The organism is Sulfuriferula sp. GW1 (assembly GCF_047300855.1).
In the GTDB taxonomy this organism is placed as follows: Bacteria; Pseudomonadota; Gammaproteobacteria; order Burkholderiales; family Sulfuriferulaceae; genus Sulfuriferula.
The window spans coordinates 670,748-691,816 of record NZ_CP170197.1 but is presented as its reverse complement, the minus strand read 5'-3'; the positions used below and the strand labels follow the sequence as shown (position 1 = coordinate 691,816).

Genomic DNA, 21,069 nt, shown 5'->3' with positions numbered 1-21,069 from the left:
TTGGTGGTTCGATTTGATTTTCTCTGTGTACTCTGTGATCTCTGTGGCTAACGGGTACTGACGGTTTATGCCATAATCCCGGACTAAATTTGAGGAAAAAACACATGGACGAAAACAGAAGCAAAGCCCTCGCCGCGGCCCTGGCGCAAATCGAAAAAAGCTTCGGCAAAGGCTCCATCATGCGCCTAGGCGATGGCGAAGTCGTACGCGATATTCAGGTGGTATCCACCGGTTCGCTTGGTCTGGATATTGCGCTGGGCGTCGGCGGTTTGCCGCGCGGTCGTGTCGTTGAAATCTTCGGGCCGGAATCCTCAGGCAAAACCACCCTCACCCTGCAGGTGATCGCCGAAATGCAGAAACTGGGCGGCACCGCAGCGTTCATCGATGCCGAGCACGCCCTCGACCCGCAATACGCGCAAAAGCTCGGCGTGAATGTCTCCGACCTGCTCATCTCGCAGCCCGATACCGGCGAGCAGGCGCTGGAAATCGCCGACATGCTGGTGCGCTCCGGTTCGGTGGACGTGGTGGTGATCGACTCGGTCGCGGCGTTGACTCCCAAGGCCGAAATCGAGGGCGAAATGGGCGACTCGCATATGGGTCTGCAAGCCCGCCTGATGAGCCAGGCGCTGCGCAAACTCACCGGCAACATCAAGCGCACCAATACCCTGGTGATCTTCATCAACCAGATCCGCATGAAAATCGGCGTCATGTTCGGCAACCCGGAGACCACCACTGGCGGCAACGCACTCAAGTTCTACGCCTCGGTGCGCCTCGACATCCGCCGCACCGGCGCGATCAAGAAGGGCGATGAAGTGATCGGCAGCGAAACCCGCGTCAAGGTGGTCAAGAACAAGGTCGCACCGCCGTTCAAGCAGGCTGAATTCGATATCCTTTACGGCGAAGGCATCTCGCGCGAGGGGGAAATCATCGAACTCGGCGTGGAACACAAGCTGGTGGAAAAATCCGGTGCCTGGTATGCCTATAACGGCGAAAAAATCGGCCAGGGCAAAGACAATGCACGCGAATACCTGCGCGAGCATCCTGAAATCGCCCACGAGATTGAAAATAAAGTGCGCGCAGCCATCGGGATCGTGCCGATGGCTGCTACGGCAGAAGCCGCTGAGTAATTAACAGTACGAACCTGGAAAAGCTTTACCCACCAGGGAAAATAAAGGCGAGAGGCAAAAAATATAGCCCGGCAATGGTCTTAAATTTTGCCTTTTGACTTTCCATTTTTGCCTTTTGCCTTCATTGTTTCTTGCTTGGTAACAATGCCCAAGCCTCCGGAAAAATCCCTGCGCGCCCGCGCACTCGATGCGCTCTCCCGGCGCGAACATTCGCGCATGGAACTGATGCGCAAGCTCGCTCCGCACACCGACAACCCGGATGACCTCACTACCCTGCTCGACGATCTGCAAACGCGCGGCTGGCTGTCCGACGCACGTTTCGCGGAACAGGTGGTCAATGCCAGACAAAGCCGCTACGGCAGCCGCAAACTTGCCTTCGAATTACGCGAAAAAGGCGTAGACGAAGACCTCATCAATGCCGCCCTGGTCAGCCTGCACGACACCGAACTGGAACGCGCCCGCGCCGTCTGGGAGCGAAAATTCGGGCAAGTCCCCGCCAGCGCGCAGGAAAAAGCCAAGCAGGTACGCTTCCTGCAGAGCCGGGGGTTTGGATGGGATGTCATCCGAAAAATCCTGGGCAACATCGAATAGCAGCCGGAATCCGGCCTCCACAGCCTTCGTAACCGGGCGGACATGTGAATTTTTTTATCATAATGTGCGCAAACAGACATACGCCTGTAACCAAATCCGGGAAAATGGTGTCCTAACAATAAATCGTCGTTTTGATGAGTGTGCATCGGTTTATCCATCTGTTTCTTGCCCCTTCAAGACGCGATCGTGTTCCAAAGCCATCCTGGAGCCGGGTTTGGAGGAAATCACCTGTCATGGCGACGGCTCATGGATAAACTGTAAAGTCACCAGGGTACGCTCAACGCATGCATATCGCCGACGTCACCATGTTTTACACGCCAGCCAGTGGCGGCGTACGGACCTATCTCGAAGCCAAGCATCGCGGGTTGGCAGGGTACGTCCAACACAGCCTGGTAGTGCCGGGGCCGCAACGCTCTCACAATGGATACATCCATAACGTCGCAGCGCCGCGGATCCCGTTTGGTCATGGCTACCGGTTTCCGTTACGGACAAAAAACTGGGTGGACACCCTGACCCGGCTTCGCCCTGACCTCATCGAAGCAGGCGATCCGTACGTCACGGCATGGGCTTGCCTGGAAGCCGGACAACGTCTGGAGGTACCGGTGGTCGGCTTCTATCACTCTGACTTGCCGCGCCTGGTGAACTCGCGCGTCGGGCACTGGACTGATCCGGTACTGGATAACTATATATCCAGGCTTTACAGCCGGTTTGACCTCGTTCTGGCACCCAGCCAGGTCATGGCCGAGAAACTGCTCCGGCTGGGCGTGGAAAAAGTAAGGCTGCAGCCTCTGGGCGTGGACACCACGCAATTTCATCCTCGCCATCAGTACTTGCCTTTCAAGCAGACGCTGGGCATTTCCGATGATGTTTACCTGCTTATCTTTGTCGGACGCGCCGCGCGCGAAAAAAACATTCCCCTGCTGCTCCAGACCATGAAACTGCTGGGCAAAAATTATCATTTGTTATTGGTTGGGCCGGGCATGCCGCGCGCGGTGCCGGAGAATGTCAGTGTGATTCATGAATATGTCCCGGCCGATCGGATCGCCCGCTATCTCGCCAGCAGCGATGCACTGATTCATGCCGGCGATAATGAAACTTTCGGCCTGGTAGTGCTTGAGGCAATGGCGAGCGGGATTCCCGTCATCGCCACCCGCAAGGGCGCAGTTGCCGAACTGGTCGTGCCCGGTTGCGGCCTGCTGGCCGAAACGGTAAGCGCGCCAGCACTGGCGGAAGCTGCACGCAGCCTGTTTGCCAACGGCTATCATGGCATGGGACGCCTGGCGCGGAAACGTATCGAACAGTTTTATGACTGGGACCGGATACTGGTTCAGATGCTGAGGCAGTATCGTAAATTAATCGGTTATACAGAGCGAAAGGTAGAGGAAAGCCGTCGTGCCTGATCAAGCTGCCAGCCTTGCCATGACCGTCGTCCTGCATGACGTGACGCCGGAAAGCTGGCCTGTTTATCAGGACTTCATCCACGCAGTGGATGCCTTGGGACGTGTCCCTTTGACCTTGCTGGTGGTGCCCGACTTCCACCACCAGTTCCACCTCGACCGTTTCCCGGATTTCAGGAACGCCATCGAGCAGCGCATTGACCGTGGCGATGAAGTCGTGCTGCATGGTTACTACCATCATGACGACAGCCCGTTGCAGCCCAACCCGGTGAATTGGTTCATGCGCCGTATCTATACTCATGAAGGCGAGTTCTACAGCCTGGATGAGAGGCATGCCCGGCAACGTCTGGAACAGGGGCTGGAACTGTTTCAGCGCTATCGCTGGCCGGTGGCCGGTTTCGTCGCGCCTGCGTGGCTGATGAGCCAGGGAACGCAAGCCGCCCTGCGCGGCTTGCCGTTGCGCTATACCAGCAATTTGGCCGGGCTCATCCGTCTGCCGGACTGGCAGCGTCTGGACACGCCTACGCTGGTGTGGAGTTCGCGTAGCGCCTGGCGGCGCAGGGCTTCGCGTCACTGGAACCAGTTCCGTCTGAGGCAGAGCCTATCCACCCCGCTGTTAAGGCTCGGGTTGCATCCCATCGATATGCGTTACCGCGAAGCCGTGCAGTTCTGGCTGGAAACACTGGAGGCACTGTTGCCCACACGCACTGCGCTAACCAAGGCGCAATGGGTGAATCGCTGCGTATGAGGCGGTCCCTCTGGCTTATCGGGTTTGGTTTGATTCTGGGCCTGAGTATCCCGCTGCTGTACGGAGGCAGCGGCCTGTTTCAGCGCCTGAGCAGCTTTCCGTTATCTCTGCTCGGCGTGGTGCTGGCGATGATTTTTGTCGGCTGGAATTTCAATGCCGGGCGTTTGCGCCTGATGCTCTCCGGCATCGGCCAACCTATGACTCAAAAACGTGCACTCGCCACCGTCATGGCCACCGAATTCGCCATTTGCGCCACCCCGGCGGGCAGCGGCGGCCCCCTCACCTACATCTTCCTGCTGCGCCGCCATGGTGTATCCGGCACCAGCGCCGCAGCCCTGTATGCGCTGGATATCCTGATGGACATCCTGTTCTTTACCACCGCGGTGTTAGTCATCGCGCTCACCCTGTTCATCCACCCGCAACAGTTACAGGTGGGCTGGCAGCTCGCCCTGCTGGCCGCATTACTGTTGGGCGCCATGGTATTGGCATGGCTGGCGGCAAGACACTACCGCTCCACCTTGATGTGGGCAAGCCAAGGTTTGCGAAAATGGCACGTATCTCCTGCCAGGAGAAGACGCGTGTTGCGCACCTTATTACGCTTCCGCCATGGCTTGCGCCTCACCCTGGGAATGTCGCGCGGACGCCTGTTCGCCATCTACCTGCTGTGCGTCGGCCACTGGCTGATGCGCTATAGCATTCTGTATGTGCTGATCGCCGGCATGGGCCGCCATATCTCCTGGGCCTACAGCTTCCTCATCCAGATGCTGGCGCTGACTGCCGGCCAGTTCACTATGCTGCCCGGCGGCAGCGGCGGGGTAGAGCTGAGCTTCACCGCGCTGCTTGCGCCGGTGCTCGATCACGCCACCCTGGGCGCAGTCCTGCTGATGTGGCGTTTCACCACCTACTACTGGTACCTGATCGCGGGCGCACCGGTCTTTGCCCTGTTCGCAGGCAAGGCGCTGTGGCAACATCTGGGAAATGGTGCCGCGAAACAAGCCGTGGCGGCTCAGGCAACATCGACACCATCCTGAGTAAGGCCTATAGGCCTTGCTATTCATCTATATTGCTTGCTGGCAAAATGCACAATGTGTCCTATCGCTCCATGCCCGCTCCCTGGATATCCCGTCGTGAAAAACCCGTATCCTGGCGCGAATACGCTCGAGCAATTTGGGTGAATCCTGAGTAACGACCGGCGTTTTCATGCGTAGGATTTTGGGTTGTCGTAACAATTTATTGATGGGGACTAATATGAAAATGAATGCCTTATTAGTATCGTTAGCTTTGCTCGCCACTCAACCAGCGATTGCCGGAATGTGCCCGGATGGGACGCATGTTTCGGGGAATGATTGCACGATGACTCCTGATGGTTCTTACGTGGGTGGAAACAAAGTCACTATGGCACCCGATGGCTCTTACGTCGGCGGTGGCAAGATAACCATGGCACCCGATGGATCCTACGTAGGCGGTAGTAAATCGACTATGTGTCCGGATGGAACATTCGTTGGGGGCACCCGATGTGTAATGCAGCCCGATGGTTCTTACACAGGCGGGTAGATACTCGGGCGTCCGGACCAGAGCGGGGATATCCATTGTGTTGAGAAAATCCGAACGGTAAAGAACGGATGGCAAAAGTTTTGACTCGATCACTTTCCAGGCGAGGGCATAGATGTATCCAGGATTGATTTTGTACGCAAGATTCAGCTGTTCCGGTGCTATCGGGTTTGTAGCAGGCTACGATGTTTGCCGGACTGAATTGCTGACGTGAAACAACGCTTACGCGACCAGATACGCGGCCTCGACCCGGTGCGCGATCATCAGCGTATTGTCTATCTGGACGTGTGTTTCGAGTTTCCTTTCGACACGACCCGCGCGCTGGAATTCGCTTTGTTCCGCACTTATTGCGTACCGGGCATTTCCGCTTTGCTGGATCGTAGTGGCGAATTCGGACGCTGCCCGCAGAAGCGCTACGACGACACCGATCTCATCATCAGTGAAATGATGGAATGGGGCTATGACAGCGCACGCGGAAGTGCGGCGCTGGCGCGCATGAACCGGATTCACAGCCATTTCAGGATTGCCAACGAGGATTTCCTATACGTATTGTCCACCTTCGTGTTCGAGCCGATACGCTGGAACGCGCGTTTCGGCTGGCGCACGATGTGTGAACAGGAGCGTCTTGCGTTGTTTTATTTCTGGCGCGAAGTGGGTACGCGTATGGGGATACGGGAGATACCGGAAAGCTGTGCGGCATTCGAACGCTACAACGTGGAATATGAACGCACGCATTTCATGTTTGCGGAGAGCAACCGCCGCATCGGTTCCGCCACGCGCGAACTGTTCGCCAGCTGGTTTCCCGCACTGTTACGGCCCGCTGTAAGACACGTCATTTATGCGTTGCTGGATGAGCCGGTGCGCCACGCCTTCGATTTTCCTAAGCCGCTGCCTGGGCTGCGTGCGACTGTTGTCGGTGCGCTCAGGTTGCGCGCGCTGGCGCTGCGTTTCATGCCGGCGCGGCGTCAACCACGGCTGCGCACGCAGATGACGCACCCCAGTTATCCTGCGGGTTATCGGCTGGAACAAATCGGCCCGCCGTATATGACGCAAGCCGAATCGCCTCCGAGTGACCCACAGGCATGAAATGCTGCCGGATTTTTCACGAGTAGTAGCGGCGCTCCGAGAGCTGACGTAACCGGCCCATTTGTTATTTAAAGCGTCTGCCTCCAATGGAATCTGCCCTCCCGCAGTCTGCAACCATGCGTCTGATTGAACCCCGGACGAAAGCATCTGCAGATGCGGACAGGACCAGACTCCGAGGTATTCATAGAGGAAAGCAATTATGATTGTGCGTGATCGCCCATCCGGGCTGCGTCTGTTTTTCGTTCTGAAAGGATCGATTTTATCGAGGATATGGAAAGTCTTGCTGGTGAATACAGCGGTTGCCATTGTGGTGGCGATCGCACATGGCTCGCTGTTCAACTACAAGATCATCGTGACCGCAATTCCGTTTACCTTGATCGGTCTGCCCCTGGCAATCTTTCTGGGCTTTCGCAATAACGCCGCTTATGACAGATATTGGGAAGGCAGGAAGCTATGGGGCCAACTGGTATCGGACACCCAGAATTTATCCAGGCAATGCCAGAATCTGATCCAGCAACCAGCGCCCGCTAGTGCCAGCCTGGGATTAACCGATATACGCGTAAGGATGATTTATCGGGCTATCGCTTATGCGCATTCGCTCCGGGATCGGCTGCGCAACGCCAGGGAAGCGCGCGATTTGACCGGCCTGCTTCAGGAGGAAGAGCGCAGACAGTTGGGGCAGTCTGCGAATGGTCCGAATTTCCTGATGTTCCGGATGGGCGCAGACCTGGGTCAATGCGTCAGGGAAGGTCGAATCGACGCGTGTCTGGCTGCTTCCATCGACGCTACCCTATCCTCCATGGTGGTAGTGAATGCCGGTTGCGAGCGCATTAAAAATACGCCAATCCCGTTTTCCTACACCCTGCTCTTGCATCGCACCGCCTATCTTTATTGTTTCCTCCTTCCTTTTGGCCTGGTCGACTCCATCGGGTTCATGACGCCATTCGTAGCGGCGATCGTCGCCTATACCTTTTTCGGCCTCGATGCACTGGGTGACGAGATAGAGGAACCCTTTGGCCTGAGCGAAAACGATTTACCGCTTGACGCCCTATGCCGAACGATCGAGGTCAACCTGCGCGAATCCATCGGCGACGCAGTCAAACTGCCCGCACTGGCACCGGTGAATTATTGCCTGATGTAAAGGTCAGTACTGCGGCCCCCGCCGAGAGGTAATCAAACCTGGTTCAATTTGCTGTACGCAGTCAGCAGCCGCTGATGCATATCGCACCCTGACAACTCCATGCCCGGCGCCTGCAGGCCAAAAAAGCGCTGTTCACCGCGCAACATGGCCTGGGCTTGTTTCAGGGTATCCGCGCCGTAAAGCGTTTGCAGGCTGTCGCTGTAGTGTTCGGCATCTTCCATCAATAGCAGGGCTTCGATGCAACGATAAACCAGACGCCGAGCGGGATCGAGCTGTTCGAAGTGGCGCACCCAGTGGCAGCCTGCGCGGATCGCTTCGTTATCGCCAATGGCCAGTGCCAGCAGCGTTTTCAGCTCGCCCACGCGCAAATCTTTCCACAGCGTACCGGCATCGGCAACAAGGCCGATCAGCGCAGCGACGGGGCGCTGATCGTCGAGGGCGAGTTCGTCGAGCTGGTCCAGCAGTTCGCTGCATTCCTCGTCATCCAGTTGCGTCAGATGCAGGATGGCGTGGCGCAGCTGGTTGCCGACACTGTTGTTGTTCCATTCCAGATCGTCGGTGGGATAGATTTCGGACATGCCCGGGACAATGATGCGGCAGGCATACACGCCCAGATCGGGGAAATCCGCGATATAGATGTCGCGTTCCTCGGTATGGATGAGCTCGCACAGCCAGGCGTATTCCTGCTCGGTGGTGCCGCTGAAGTTCCAGTCGGCAAACTCGTAATCGGGCGTGGCACGCAGAAATTCCCAGCTGATGATGCCGCTGGAATCGACAAAGTGAATTTCCAGGTTTTGCGGATCGGCGATTTCTTCCAGGTCGAAACCCGGTTCTGGAAAGTCGCCCAGCGCATCCAGCGCGCGGCCTTGCAGCAGCTCGGTGAGCGCTCGTTCCAGTGCAACCTCAAAGCGCGGATGCGCCCCGAAACTGGCGAAGCAGCCCTGGTCGCGCGGGTTGAGCAGGGTGACGTTCATCACCGGGTATTTCCCGCCCAGCGAGGCGTCCTTGACCAGGATGCCGAACCCGGCGGCGCGCAAGTCGCGGATGCCGGCCTCGATTTTAGGATAGCGCGCGATGACGGCCTCCGGCACATCGGGCAGGCACAGGCCTTCGGCAATAATGCGGAACTTGACGTGGCGCTCGAAGATTTCGGACAACGCCTGCACGCGCGCCTCGGCGGGGGAATTGCCCGCCGACATGCCATTGCTGACATACAGGTTGCCGATAATATTGACCGGGAACCACAATGTGGCGCCATCGCGTTGACGCTGGTAGGGCAACGCGCAAATGCCGCGTCCGGCATTGCCGGAATTGTGTTCCACCAGCACATGCGCCTTCACTGTTTCATCAGGGTTATAGAATGCCTGCAACTCGGCATCCAGCAAGCCTTCCGGCCAGCGCTCGTCCTCGCTTAATGGAAACCATTTTTCCTGCGGGTAATGTACATATTCGCGCTGAGCAATGGTTTCGCCCAGGTAGTAATGGGTCCAGAAATAATGGCAGCCGAGACGTTCGAAATATTCGCCCAGCGCACTCGCCAGCGCGGCCTTTTGCGATGCGCCCTTGCCGTTGGTGAACAGGATCGGACAATCGCGGTCGCGGATGTGTACCGACCAGACGTTGGCGATGGGATTGAGCCAGGAGCGCTCCTCGATATGGAAGCCCAACGCCTCCAGTTTGGCCTGCATGGACTGGATAGACGCTTCCAGTGAAGCGTCTTTGCCGGGAATGAAACTTTCTGTTTGCATAATGGTTTCCATTAACGATCTAAAACGGCAATTCAATTTACCCAAGCAGGAGCTACCCAGGTTTTGCCTTTTGCATTTTGTCAGCGCCATTCACGCGGCAGGAAATAATCACCATAGCCATCCTGCTCCAGCGGCACATCGATCACGCCGGGGGCAAGGGCATCGTGCCTGACGCCAGTCAGACCGGGGAAGGCAATGAGCAGTCCCACCATCAGCAACTGGATTATCACAAATGGGATCGCCCCCCGATAAATGGCGCTGGTTCGAATCGATTTGGGGGCAACGCTGCGCAGATAAAACAGCGCAAAACCAAACGGCGGATGCATGAACGAAGTCTGCATATTAATGCCTATCAGCACACCGAACCATACCAGATCAATCCCCAGCTTGTGCGCAACCGGCGCCAGCAACGGGATGATGATGAAGGCGATCTCGAAAAAGTCGAGGAAGAACGCCAGCACGAATATCAGCAGATTGACCACGATCAAAAAGCCCAACGCACCGCCGGGCAGGGCAGTGAGCAGATGTTCCACCCACAGATCGCCGTCCACGCCGCGAAACACCAGGCTGAACACGGTGGATCCGATCAGGATGAACACCACAAAACTGGTCAGCCGGGTGGTGGAATCCATGGCCTGTTTGAGCAGATCGAGGCTGAGGCGGCGCTTGAACAACGCCAGTGCCAGCGCGCCGCTGGCTCCCATGGCCCCGCCTTCGGTAGGCGTAGCCCAGCCCAGGAAGATGGTGCCGAGCACCAGGAATATGAGCAGTAGCGGTGGCAGCAATGACGCCCCAACACGGCGCAGTAAAGCACGGCCATGCAAGGTACGCGCGCTGCGTGGCAACGCCGGTGCAGCAGCCGGTTTGACCAGGGTGATGAGCAGCACAAAGGCTATATACAACCCGGTCAGCACCAGGCTGGGTACCAGCGCGCCCTTGTACAGATCGCCCACTGATATGCCTAACTGGTCGGCCAGCACGATCAGCACCAGACTCGGCGGGATGATCTGCGCCAGCGTACCGGATGCGGCAATCACGCCGGTCGCCAGGCGCTGGTCATAACCATAACGCATCATGATGGGCAGCGAGATCAGCCCCATCGCGATGACCGAAGCCGCCACCACGCCCGTCGTCGCGCCCAGCAGAGCGCCGACAAGAATCACCGCATAGGCCAGGCCGCCGCGCAGATTGCCAAATAGCTGCCCAACGGTTTCCAGCAGGTCTTCGGCCATGCCGCTGCGTTCCAGCACCAGGCCCATGAAGGTAAAAAACGGGATCGCCAGCAGGGTCTGGTTGGCGATGATGCCGAGCACGCGCTCGGGCAACGCCTGCATCAGGGAAATATCGAAAAAGCCGTAATGGATCCCCACCAGCGCAAACAGCAGGCCATTCGCGGCGAGCGAGAATGCCACCGGATAACCCAGCAACAGGAAGATCACCAGGCCGGCAAACATCAGCGGCGCCATGAGTTCCATGCTCATCACCCCTGTTCCAGCGGCGCTTCCGGGTCCAGCGTCAGCACCCCCGCCAGCACGGCGATGCGCTTGATGATTTCCGCCACGCCCTGCAGCGCCAGCAGGCCGAAACCTGCCGGAATCATCAGCTTCACCGGCCAGCGCAACAGCCCCCCGGAATCGGGCGACATTTCATTGCCGTGCCAGGACGCCATGAACATCGGCCACGCGTACCAGATCATCAGTAACGCGAACGGCAGCAGGAACAGCAAACCGCCCAGCAGATCAACCAGCGCCCGGCTGCGTTCGGACAATCGCCCATAGATCAGGTCGATGCGGACATGACCGTTATGCTTCAGGGTATAACCGGCACCGAGCAGGAAGATTGCGCCAAACAAATACCACTGGATTTCCAACCAGGCATTGGAACTTTCGCCCAGGCCGTAGCGCACCAGCGCGTTGGCTGCTGAGATCAGCGTGGCAATCAGCACCAGCCAGCGCAGCGCGTGGCCGATTTGCTCGTTCAGCGCATCAATTGCACGCGCCAGGGTCAGCAATGCTTTCATGTTGCCCTCAAATTATTATTAAACCGCCCCGGTCTGGTGCAGCAACTTGGCCAATGCTTCGGCAATCATGCGGTAGCCTGCCGCATTGGGGTGGATCGGGTCGGATTTTTTGGTATTGTCGAATAATACGGTTTTCAGCACCTTGCCCTCGTAAGGGATGTCGGCCTTCGCAGCAATATCCGCATAATACTTGGGTACGCCACCAAACAAGCTGGGCTCCGGTACACCGATCAACACCACGGCGATACCGCGTTGGCGCGCCTCGTACACCATGGTGCGCAGATTGGCCGCAATCGTCACTGCATCCAGCTTATGCAACAAATCATTGCCGCCCAGGCATAACAGCAGCAATTTGGGTTGTACGGTATCCAGCACACCCGGCAGGCGCGTCACGCCTTGTGCCGTAACTTCACCCGGCACTCCAGCTGCCACCACCTTGTGCCCGATGAGCTGGCCGAGCTGTGCCGGGTAGCTGTGCGCCGCGTCGACACCGGTGCCGTAAGTCAGGCTGTCGCCAAACGCCAGCACCACATCGTCCGGCCCCAGATGCGGCAACGCCGGCTGCGTGGCGCCACAGCCGGCGAGCAACAGCACCCACAACAGGCATAGCCAGGCTAACGCTCGCTCTGTTGGCAGATGCTTCCCCAAAGATTATTCCCCGGCCACAGTCATGCGCTCTATCAGGATCGAGCCGGTCTGCTTGGAGCCGCGCGCTTCGACATCGGTGCCGATGGCGATGATCTGCATGAACATGTCCTTGAGATTGCCGGCAATGGTGATTTCTTCCACCGGGTACTGAATCACCCCGTTTTCCACCCAGAATCCTGCCGCGCCGCGCGAGTAGTCGCCGGTGACGGTATTGATGCCATGACCAAGCAGTTCGGTGACCAGCAGGCCGGTATCCATTTTCCTGAGCAGGGCGGCGAAGTCCTCGCCGGTGCTGGACAGGATCAGGTTATGATTGCCGCCGGCGTTGCCGGTGGACTGCATCCCGAGCTTGCGTGCGCTGTAAGTGCTGAGGAAATAGCCGCCCAGCACGCCGTCCTTGACCAGATCCCGGTCATGCGTGGCGACGCCCTCATTGTCAAACGGGCTGCTGGCCAGCCCTTTGGCAATATGCGGACGCTCGGCAATCTGCACGATCGGAGAAAATATCTGCTTGCCCAGGCTGTCGAGCAGGAACGACGACTTGCGGTACAGACTGCCGCCGCTGGCAGCAGAAACAAAGTGTCCGATCAGCCCCGCGGCCACTGGGGCTTCAAACAGAACCGGCACCTGGGCGGTTTTGACCTGGCGCGCATCCAGACGACGCACGGTGCGTTCGCCGGCGCGGCGGCCCACCAGGGTGCCGGGGTCCATATCCGCGGCATTGCGCGCGGTGGTATACCAGTAATCACGCTGCATCCCGGCTGCCGATTCGGCAATCACCGCGCAACTGATGGCGTGGCGCGAAGTCGGGTAGCCCGCCAGAAAGCCCAGGCTGTTGCCATACACGAACAGCGACTCCTGGGTATTCACGCTGGCGCCTTCGGAATTGGTGATGCGGCTGTCCACTGCGAGGGCGGCCACTTCGCATTCGCGCGCTGCGTCAATTGCCTGGTCGACGCTGTATGCCCACGGATGGTAAAGATCAAGATCAGGAATGTCGCGCGCCAGCAAGGTTTCATCCGGCAGGCCGGCGAAGCTGTCCTCAGCGGTGTAGCGCGCGATGGTAAGCGCCTTGTCCACCGTGTCGTGCAATGCTTGCATGCCAAAATCGGAAGTCGACGCATGGCCCTTGCGCTGGCCAATGTATACGGATACGCCGATCCCCTTGTCGCGGTTGTATTCGATGGTTTCCACTTCGCCTTTGCGCACCGTCACACTCTGCCCGAATCCGGCGGAAGCCTCGGCTTCGCAGCCGGTGGCACCTTGCTGCCGGGCATAGGTAAGCATGTTATCAACAAGCGCTTGCAGGTCGTCGCGGGAATGGCTGAATCGGTCGGTCACGGAGACTCCAGAAGGGAATGCCTAAAAGCCGTTATCATAGCAACATTTCCCCACCCTCTGCGCACCATGGACGACGACATCGAACAACCCATCAGTAAAAGTGAAATCAAACGCCAGATGACCGCGCTGCAAAAGCTCGGTGAAGAACTGGTCGCCTTGCCCGCCAGCAAGCTGGATCAGCTGGATTTGCCGGAAACCCTGCGCGATGCGGTGAATCAGGCCAAACGCATCACCGCACATGGCGGCCTGCGTCGTCAGATGCAGTATATCGGCCGCCTGATGCGCATTACCGACGCACAGCCGATCGCCGAGCAACTCAATGCCTGGCGTGGCGATAGCGCCGAAGTCATCGCCGAGTTTCACCGCATGGAAAACTGGCGCACGCGCCTGCTGGCCGACGACGCGGCGCTGACCGAGTTTGTCGATATTTACCCGCAGGCCGATGCCCAGCAGCTTCGCACCCTGGTCCGTAATGCGCGCCGTGAAGCGGCTGCCACACAAGCACCGAAAAGCAGCCGGGCACTTTTCAAGCTGATTCGCGGGCTGGTTTCAAATGACGCAACGGATGAACAGGACCCTGCTGAGGAATAAGAAAAAGGGCAGGATGCCTGGCATCCTGCCCTTGTTTGAATCAGCCGAACTGTTCAGTTCAAGCTTCGCGCATCATGATCATGTATTGGATTTTCATGGTGATCGCGCTGCCTGCCACAATCGCGAAAAATGCGATAAATGACCCCAGCGCAAGCGTCGACACACCGGTAACGCCTTGTCCGATGGTGCAACCCATCGCCAGCACCCCGCCGAAGCCCATCAAGACTGCGCCGATGACATGGGTTACGAAGTCCTTGAAGGAGGCGAACCACTCGATACGGAAGCTGCGGCTTACCACCGACCACAGGAACGAGCCTGCGGCTACTCCCAATACCGCCATGATGCCGAAAGTCAAAAAGGCTTTATTGAATCCGGCCGCGCCATACCCCAGCATCTGACCCATCGGGTTGATAAAGGTAAACGATTGCGGACTGAGCGGCATGATATCGGCTGGCTTGCCAGCATCCGAGTTGGCCAGGAAGTCCCATTGCTGACCATAGTCCAGCAAGGTGTGGCGTGATCCGTCCACCATGACACTGACGTTACTGGTCACATACCAGGCCGCGAGTACCGCCAGCCCAACCACCAAACCGCCGAGAATGAGATCCCGGTTACTGCGGAAGTCGACTGATTTAAACACATACACGAGCAGCGCCAAACCCAGTATTCCACCGATAATCAGGCGTGCCTTGACGGCGTTTTGAGCGCCGGCCAGAAGCGTACCCAAATCCTGGTGAGCACCCACATTGATCGCCAGAGGACGAATCCAGCCGTTAAAAAGCACGCTGAATAATGTCTTGTCCGAATTCGGAAACGGGTTGGTCATATAGTAGGCGATCACTCCAATAATCAGCACAACCACGATGGATTTAAGGTTACCGGCGCCGGCGCGGACCAGGCTCTTGTTACCGCAACCAGATGCCAGCGTCATTCCAATGCCGAACATCAAACCGCCGAGCAGGTTTTCTGCCCAGATTAATTGCCCACTGCGGTAGGGTGGAAAGGATGCGTCGGGATTCAGCTTGCCGAAATATTCCAGTACCACTACACCGAGCAATGCCACCGCAATCGCCAGCAGCCAGGAGCGCATCCGGCCGGTATCACCCATATTGACCCAGTCCGATACGGCACCCATGGTACAAAAATTTGTCTTGTTGACGACTGCGCCCATGATCAACGCTATGCCGAAAGTCAGCCAGAGGAACATCGATTGTCCCTGCTGAAAGGTATCAAAAATCATCTTTTTTTACTCCTGTTACGGTAACGCACTGCCGCACGTGCAATTTTATATTTTGCAGCCAATTAACAACGTCCTGCGCCGATTGCCCAACGCTTGACGAATGTCTGTAGAGGCTACCCATTCACAACCAATTACCCTGACAAAACCTGGAACGACGCGCAATTACTCCGGACTTGCTATATACCGCGTCGCATCCGCCACACCCGCTTCGATGAAGCCTTGACGACGTAACCGGCATGAGTCGCATACGCCACAAGCGCGTCCTGCCGCATCGGCCTGATAACAGGAAACCGTGGCATTGTAATCCACACCCAGTTCGGTTCCAAGACGAATAATCTGCGCCTTGCCGAGCTGCATCAGCGGAGTGTGGATATGCAATTGCTTGCCTTCCACACCTGCTTTGGTCGCCAGATTTGCCATGGTTTCGAAGGAAGCAATGTATTCCGGGCGGCAATCGGGATAGCCGGAGTAATCCACCGCATTCACGCCGATGAAAATATCGCGGCTCTCCAGCACTTCCGCCCAGGCCAGTGCAATCGAGAGCATGATGGTATTACGCGCCGGGACATAGGTCACTGGTATGCCTGTACTGGCCTGCTCCGGTACGGCAATGCGCGAATCGGTCAGCGCGGAGCCTCCGAACATCGCCAGATCGAGCTTGAATACACGATGCTCGACGGCACCCTGGCGGTCAGCCACCCGCGCCGCGGCATCCAGTTCGGCACTGTGACGCTGCCCGTAGTCAAAACTTAAAGCATGACAGGCGAATCCGCTGCTGCGCGCAATCGCCAGTACTGTTGCGGAATCCAGTCCGCCGGAAAGCAATATGACTGCGCGGCGCGTCTTGTCCATCAACGCCCCGCCACTTCGCCCCAGAAAATCTTGTGCAGCTGCACCTGCATCCGTACCGGCAGACGGTCGCGCAGAACCCAGTCGGCCAGCTGACCGGACTGCAATTGCCCGTGCACCGGTGAAAACAATACCGGACAGCGCTGTGCCAACTGGTGCTCCTGCAACAGGCTGCGGGCCCAATCGTAGTCGGCCGCATCGACGATGACGAACTTTATTTCGTCGTGCGGGGTCAGGTATTTGAGGTTGTTCCAGTCGTTTTTTGCTGCTTCGCCCGACCCCGGTGTTTTGATATCCATTATTCTGGAGACCCTTGGATCAATACCACTGATGTCCAGTGCACCGCTGGTTTCGAGTGACACATCGTAGCCGGCATCGCACAGCGCGGCGAGCAGTAGCGGTGCATTCTTCTGGGCCAGCGGTTCGCCCCCGGTGACGGTGACATAGCGTGGCGCATATTGTGCCACCTGCTCCAGAACAGCCGCGATGCTCATGCTGTTGCCGCCATGAAAAGCATAGGCGGTGTCGCAGTAACCACAACGCAGCGGGCATCCGGTCAGCCGGATAAATACCGTAGGCAGACCGGCACGGCTGGTTTCGCCTTGCACAGAATAGAAAATCTCGGTGATACGAAGGGTAGCGTCGAACAAGATATTACTTCAACGCGTCCAGGCGCTTTCGCGCCAGTGCCGTGGCATTGCTGTCCGGATATTTGCTGACCAGCACTGTCAAGGTCTTGCGCGCTGCGTCGAGATCGCCCATTTCGAGTTGCGCGCTGGATATATTCAGCATCGCATCCGGGACTTTGGGGTTATCCGGGTGAGCTGCAATCAGCTTCCGCTGCTGTGCGATTGCCGCCTTGTAATCCTTCATGGAAAAGTAGGCATTACCTATCCAGTACTGTGCGCTAGGAGTTAGCGGATTGTCCGGATATTTTTTGATGAAGTCCTTGAATGCAGCAATCGTGGCTGGATAGTTAGCCGCCTTGAACTGGTTTAATGCGGCTTCATAGTCGTGTGCGCTGTTACCGCCAGCTGCAGGCAGCGCGGGTACGGCTGAAGCGGTTTTGTCGGGTGCCGCGTCAGTTGCAGCCGAGGCAGCAGGGCCATTATCGGCATGCTGGATCTTGCGCAGTCGGGCATCCAGATCCGTATATAAATCATTCTGGCGTTTTTGCGTCACGCTGATTTCGTTGGACTGTACGTCCACATCGCCACGCAAGCGTCGGACCTGCGCTTTGAGCTCTTCTACTTCAGACAGCAGGTTAAGCATGGAGCCATTTTGCAGCATGGATTCAAGCCTGCTGATACGGGCATCCATGCTGCTGATCTGGGCTTGCATATCCGCCAGATGGCGCGCCACCTCGGCGTCATTCGCACTTGCCGGAAGATAAATACCAGCAAGGCAGATCGCCAGAAGCAAACGGAAGTATGGCGCGCGCATCATTCGCTGTTACTCGCCTTGATAGACGATATCAACGCGGCGGTTTTCTTTCCAGGCAGCTTCGTCATCACCAGTGGCTTTGGGTTTTTCTTCGCCGAAGCTGACTGCTTCCATCTGCGACTCGGGCACACCCAGGGTGTTCAGCACCTTGCGTACGCTGTCGGCACGACGTTGACCCAGCGCCAGGTTATATTCACGGCTGCCGCGATCATCGGTATTGCCCTGCAGCGTGACTTTGGCATCCTTGTGGCTGCTCAGATAAGCGGCGTGAGCCTGCAGCGTTGGGCGGTAGCTGTTTTGCACCACCGAGCTGTCGAAATCAAAATAGATACTGCGTTGCGACAACGGGCTGTTAGGGTCGGTGAGCGGATTAACCTGCTTGTTGCGAGCTGCTTCCTGTTCGGCGAGGCGACGTTGCTCCAGCGCACGCAGTTCGGCAGCTTTTTCCGCTGCAGCTTTTGCTGCCGCATCCTGTTGTGCTTTTTGCGCATTCAAATCCTGCACATTGGCAGGTTTTTCCTGCATCGACGAACAGCCAGCCAGTACACCAACCAGCAGCAGACTCAGTATCATTTTGTTCATGTTATTTCCTTTTAGTTTAGTTAATTACACGTGCAACCAGTTGAACAAGTTATTGCCCAAGCCAGCATGGCCGCGCTGCGGCTTGGCCAAATTCATCATAGTGCCAGACCTGCCCATGACAACAGGCATAGCGCAGCATTTCTGATGATCCCCGGGTTCATGGCTTCCCTGAGAAAAGCATTTCCTGTTTCACAGGTTCGATTCTGCCAACTCCCCATGTCGTACCTGCATGTTAGCTAAGCGGCCCGTAATGCCTTGCGCAAAACCTGGGAGGATTCTCCAGCATCCAGCTACGACAGCGCTTGGGATGCTGGATTTCATTATGAGTTCCTTGCTGACAATTTCGTCAGTTTAAGGCCCCCAGGCCGGCTCGCGCATGTCGCCTGCCTGATCGGATAAACGGGCGCGCGTTTTACCATCCACCGATACCGTTGCCAAAATTCCACGGCCGTTAATTTCGGTTGCGTAAACAATCATGCTGCCATTGGGGGCAAAACTGGGCGACTCATCGTGCGTGGTATCGGTCAACACCTGCACCTGGCCGTTATCGAGGTTTTGCAGCGCAACCTGAAAACGCCCGGCATCGCGACGAATATAAGCAAAGCTTTTTCCATCCGGACTCCACGCCGGCGAGACATTATATTTGCCCTCAAAAGTGACGCGCTTGATATCGCTACCGTTCGCGTCCATACGATAAATCTGTGGGCTACCGCCGCGATCGGAGGTAAACAGCAACGACTTGCCATCCGGACTCCAGGCCGGTTCTGTATCGATATTGCCGCCATGCGTCAACCGGGTCACGTCCGAACCATCCGCCTTGATAGTATAAATTTGCGAGCCGTCGTCCCGCGACAGCACTATCGCCAGTCGCGTGCCATCCGGTGACCACGCCGGCGCGCTATTGCTACCCTTGAAATTGGCCAGCACTCGGCGCGAACCTGTGGCAAGTGACTGCACGTAAATGACCGGCTTCTTGTTCTCAAACGAGACATACGCAATGCGCGTGCCGTCCGGCGACCAGGCTGGCGAAATTAGCGGTTGCACCGAATTCACCACGACCTGCGGATCCTGTCCGTCCGAATCTGCTACCAGCAACTGATAGTGTTTGCCATGCTTGATGATGTAGGCAATGCGGGTGGAAAAAGACCCGGGGATACCGGTGAGTTTTTCATACACCACATCGGCAATCTTGTGGCCGGTGGCACGCAACTGCGCGGGTACAATAGTGTAGTTGAATCCGGCAATCTGGGTCTGCTTGACCACGTCCATCAGCCGAAATCGCACTTCCAGCCGCCCATCCGGCAATGGCACGATGCGCCCGATTACCGCGGCATCGCTGCCTAGCGCCTTAAATGCCGGGAACGGCACGTCTCCGGCATCGGTAGGAGGCGGTTGCACGCTGCTCGCGTCCACCAGCCTGAACTGACCGCTGCGGTTCAAATCCCCCCCCACCACGCTGCTGATGACCTGCGCCGGACCCGGCGCGCCAGCGAACGGCACAATGGACACTGGAATACGGGTGGCCGCACCGCCAAACACCTCTATCGTCATGGCTGCGAAGGCAGCCTGCGCCAGGCCGAGCAGCAACAGGAAAACAGCAAATCGGGTACGGTTTGGATTAAGCCATTCAGTCTTCATAAGTTGTCCATTTTAACACATTCAACCAGCTCAATTTTCCTGCTTTGGCTGGATTGGCAAGGTCAGATCGCGAAAGCGCGCGGCGACCGCTTTATCCGGCGGCAGCGGCAACGGCACCGCTTTCAGAATCGCCCGTTCCACGGCCGTATCGTATGCAGGCTGGCCACTGCTGCTAATCAGCTTGACCGACCCGACTTCACCGCTGGGCAGTACCGTCACGGCAAAGACAGCCTTGGGGTTGCCGACCATGTTCTCCGGCAGGTTCAACATGCTGGCGATCTTGCTGCGGATGCGCTCCTTGTAGGTTGCCTCCATTTTGGCCTGCTCGGCACCCAGCTGACTTGCCTGCTGGGCCTGTTGCAACCGGCTGGTTTCGCTCGCCAATTCCTTGTTCATGAGATCGCGCGCCTGTTGCGCATTCAGCTTAAGCAGGGCTTCTTGTTTGCGCTTCATCTCGTCTTGTTTACGTTTCGCCGCCAGCTGTTTCTCCTGCTGCTGTTTTTCCTGTTCGGCCTGTTTGCGTTGCTCGGCTTCCTGCTTTTGCTGCTGTAACTGTTGCTGTTTGCGCTGTTGTGCCTCGGCCCGCTTTTGCTGCTCAAGCTGCGCTTGTTGCTGCTCACGTTCCAAGCGTTCTTTCCGCTTTTTTTCCTTTAATGCAATATCGGGCTGCGGCTGAGGTGGCTGCGGCTCTACCAACGGCTCGGGCTTGGGTTTCGGCGCCGGCTGAGGCTTCACCACTGGCCTGGCCGGAGGCGGCGGCAATGCTTCCCACAAATCCGCCATCACCGGCGGAGGCGGATGGGATCGCCAGTTCACGCTAAATATCAAAAATCCGATAAACAGCAAGTGCACCAGCACCGCCAATATGGCAGCGGGCAAACGCCCTGGTTTAACCGTATCCTCCCGCATCAGCTGGCCCCGGGTTTGGCCAGCAACCCCAGGCGTTTGACGTGGTTTTGCTGCATCAGGCTCATTATCTTCATTACTTCTTCATAGCGCACATTCTTGTCGGCTGCGATGACGACCGGCTGATCCGGATTAGCTTGCTGCTTCTCATTGATAATGCCGGCCAGCTCGCCACGCGTAACGGCATTGTCCGAACCGCCAGTGGCCCGATCACGCAAGCGTAGCGTGCCGTCGGCACGAATCGTGACTTCGATCGGTTCCACCGGTACTGATTGTGATTTGGCCACACTCGGCAATTCCACCTGTCCGGGGTTAATCATCGGCGCGGTGATCATGAAAATAATCAGCAGTACCAACATCACGTCGATGTAGGGCACCACATTGATCTGGTTCATCTGCTTGCGCGGGCGGCGGCTACTCAT

General features: G+C 57.4%; 21 protein-coding genes. 8 read left to right on the top strand and 13 right to left on the bottom strand.

Annotated features, from left to right (window positions below):
- Positions 1–104 precede the first annotated feature (104 nt).
- From recA to ACFDAU_RS03465, 7 genes are all read left to right on the top strand, one after another.
- A complete protein-coding gene (gene recA, locus ACFDAU_RS03495) occupies positions 105–1,127 on the top strand; it encodes a recombinase RecA (protein ID WP_124705080.1) in 1,023 nt (340 codons plus the stop codon).
- Positions 1,128–1,271: 144 nt separating this feature from the next.
- On the top strand, positions 1,272–1,718 hold the full coding sequence (gene recX, locus ACFDAU_RS03490; protein WP_413438638.1) for a recombination regulator RecX: 447 nt from the start codon (positions 1,272–1,274) through the stop codon (positions 1,716–1,718).
- A gap of 284 nt (positions 1,719–2,002) precedes the next feature.
- Complete coding sequence (locus ACFDAU_RS03485) at positions 2,003–3,118, top strand: glycosyltransferase family 4 protein (RefSeq protein ID WP_413438637.1); 1,116 nt, start codon at positions 2,003–2,005, stop codon at positions 3,116–3,118.
- Complete coding sequence (locus tag ACFDAU_RS03480; RefSeq protein WP_413438636.1) at positions 3,111–3,863, top strand: DUF2334 domain-containing protein; 753 nt, start codon at positions 3,111–3,113, stop codon at positions 3,861–3,863. The genes ACFDAU_RS03485 and ACFDAU_RS03480 overlap by 8 nt, the downstream gene beginning before the upstream one ends.
- The gene (locus tag ACFDAU_RS03475) at positions 3,860–4,894 is read left to right on the top strand and encodes a lysylphosphatidylglycerol synthase transmembrane domain-containing protein (RefSeq protein ID WP_413438635.1); all 1,035 of its coding nucleotides are present in this window, start codon (positions 3,860–3,862) and stop codon (positions 4,892–4,894) included. The genes ACFDAU_RS03480 and ACFDAU_RS03475 overlap by 4 nt, the downstream gene beginning before the upstream one ends.
- 730 nt (positions 4,895–5,624) lie before the next feature.
- Positions 5,625–6,500 (top strand): oxygenase MpaB family protein, encoded by an 876-nt coding sequence (locus ACFDAU_RS03470; RefSeq protein ID WP_413438634.1) that lies wholly within the window; start codon positions 5,625–5,627, stop codon positions 6,498–6,500.
- Positions 6,501–6,699: 199 nt separating this feature from the next.
- The gene (locus ACFDAU_RS03465) at positions 6,700–7,641 is read left to right on the top strand and encodes a bestrophin family protein (RefSeq protein WP_413438633.1); all 942 of its coding nucleotides are present in this window, start codon (positions 6,700–6,702) and stop codon (positions 7,639–7,641) included.
- Positions 7,642–7,673: 32 nt separating this feature from the next.
- On the opposite strand, the gene ycaO is transcribed toward ACFDAU_RS03465, so the two are convergent.
- The 5 genes from ycaO to pmbA form a co-directional block, all read right to left on the bottom strand.
- Positions 7,674–9,389 carry a 30S ribosomal protein S12 methylthiotransferase accessory factor YcaO gene (gene ycaO / locus ACFDAU_RS03460; RefSeq protein ID WP_413438632.1) on the bottom strand — a complete coding sequence of 572 codons (1,716 nt, stop codon included), beginning with the start codon at positions 9,387–9,389 and terminating at the stop codon, positions 7,674–7,676.
- 80 nt (positions 9,390–9,469) lie between these two features.
- Positions 9,470–10,870: a TRAP transporter large permease gene (locus tag ACFDAU_RS03455; RefSeq protein ID WP_413438631.1), complete on the bottom strand. Its 1,401-nt coding sequence runs from the start codon at positions 10,868–10,870 to the stop codon at positions 9,470–9,472.
- Positions 10,870–11,409: a TRAP transporter small permease subunit gene (locus tag ACFDAU_RS03450; RefSeq protein WP_413438630.1), complete on the bottom strand. Its 540-nt coding sequence runs from the start codon at positions 11,407–11,409 to the stop codon at positions 10,870–10,872. The genes ACFDAU_RS03455 and ACFDAU_RS03450 overlap by 1 nt, the downstream gene beginning before the upstream one ends.
- A gap of 18 nt (positions 11,410–11,427) precedes the next feature.
- Complete coding sequence (locus ACFDAU_RS03445; protein ID WP_413438629.1) at positions 11,428–12,057, bottom strand: GDSL-type esterase/lipase family protein; 630 nt, start codon at positions 12,055–12,057, stop codon at positions 11,428–11,430.
- A 3-nt stretch (positions 12,058–12,060) separates the two neighbouring features.
- On the bottom strand, positions 12,061–13,398 hold the full coding sequence (gene pmbA / locus ACFDAU_RS03440) for a metalloprotease PmbA (protein WP_413438628.1): 1,338 nt from the start codon (positions 13,396–13,398) through the stop codon (positions 12,061–12,063).
- Positions 13,399–13,464: 66 nt separating this feature from the next.
- Here pmbA and yjgA point away from each other — a divergent pair, with 66 nt between their 5' ends.
- On the top strand, positions 13,465–13,989 hold the full coding sequence (yjgA, locus tag ACFDAU_RS03435) for a ribosome biogenesis factor YjgA (RefSeq protein ID WP_413438627.1): 525 nt from the start codon (positions 13,465–13,467) through the stop codon (positions 13,987–13,989).
- 58 nt (positions 13,990–14,047) lie between these two features.
- On the opposite strand, the gene ACFDAU_RS03430 is transcribed toward yjgA, so the two are convergent.
- The 8 genes from ACFDAU_RS03430 to tolR all read right to left on the bottom strand — a co-directional run bounded on the left by ACFDAU_RS03430 (position 14,048) and on the right by tolR (position 21,069).
- Positions 14,048–15,229: a YeeE/YedE family protein gene (locus ACFDAU_RS03430; protein WP_413438626.1), complete on the bottom strand. Its 1,182-nt coding sequence runs from the start codon at positions 15,227–15,229 to the stop codon at positions 14,048–14,050.
- A 162-nt stretch (positions 15,230–15,391) separates the two neighbouring features.
- Positions 15,392–16,081 (bottom strand): 7-cyano-7-deazaguanine synthase QueC, encoded by a 690-nt coding sequence (gene queC, locus ACFDAU_RS03425; protein WP_413438625.1) that lies wholly within the window; start codon positions 16,079–16,081, stop codon positions 15,392–15,394.
- Positions 16,081–16,728 (bottom strand): 7-carboxy-7-deazaguanine synthase QueE, encoded by a 648-nt coding sequence (queE, locus tag ACFDAU_RS03420; RefSeq protein ID WP_413438624.1) that lies wholly within the window; start codon positions 16,726–16,728, stop codon positions 16,081–16,083. Before queE ends, queC begins: the two co-directional genes overlap by 1 nt.
- Positions 16,729–16,732: 4 nt before the next feature.
- Complete coding sequence (gene ybgF / locus ACFDAU_RS03415) at positions 16,733–17,524, bottom strand: tol-pal system protein YbgF (protein ID WP_413438623.1); 792 nt, start codon at positions 17,522–17,524, stop codon at positions 16,733–16,735.
- Between the two features lie 6 nt (positions 17,525–17,530).
- On the bottom strand, positions 17,531–18,103 hold the full coding sequence (gene pal, locus ACFDAU_RS03410; protein WP_413438622.1) for a peptidoglycan-associated lipoprotein Pal: 573 nt from the start codon (positions 18,101–18,103) through the stop codon (positions 17,531–17,533).
- Positions 18,104–18,454: 351 nt separating this feature from the next.
- Positions 18,455–19,741 carry a Tol-Pal system beta propeller repeat protein TolB gene (gene tolB, locus ACFDAU_RS03405; RefSeq protein ID WP_413438621.1) on the bottom strand — a complete coding sequence of 429 codons (1,287 nt, stop codon included), beginning with the start codon at positions 19,739–19,741 and terminating at the stop codon, positions 18,455–18,457.
- A gap of 30 nt (positions 19,742–19,771) precedes the next feature.
- Positions 19,772–20,650: a cell envelope integrity protein TolA gene (gene tolA, locus ACFDAU_RS03400; RefSeq protein ID WP_413438620.1), complete on the bottom strand. Its 879-nt coding sequence runs from the start codon at positions 20,648–20,650 to the stop codon at positions 19,772–19,774.
- Positions 20,650–21,069, bottom strand: a complete 420-nt coding sequence (tolR, locus tag ACFDAU_RS03395) for a protein TolR (RefSeq protein ID WP_124705098.1) — start codon at positions 21,067–21,069, stop codon at positions 20,650–20,652. The genes tolA and tolR overlap by 1 nt, the downstream gene beginning before the upstream one ends.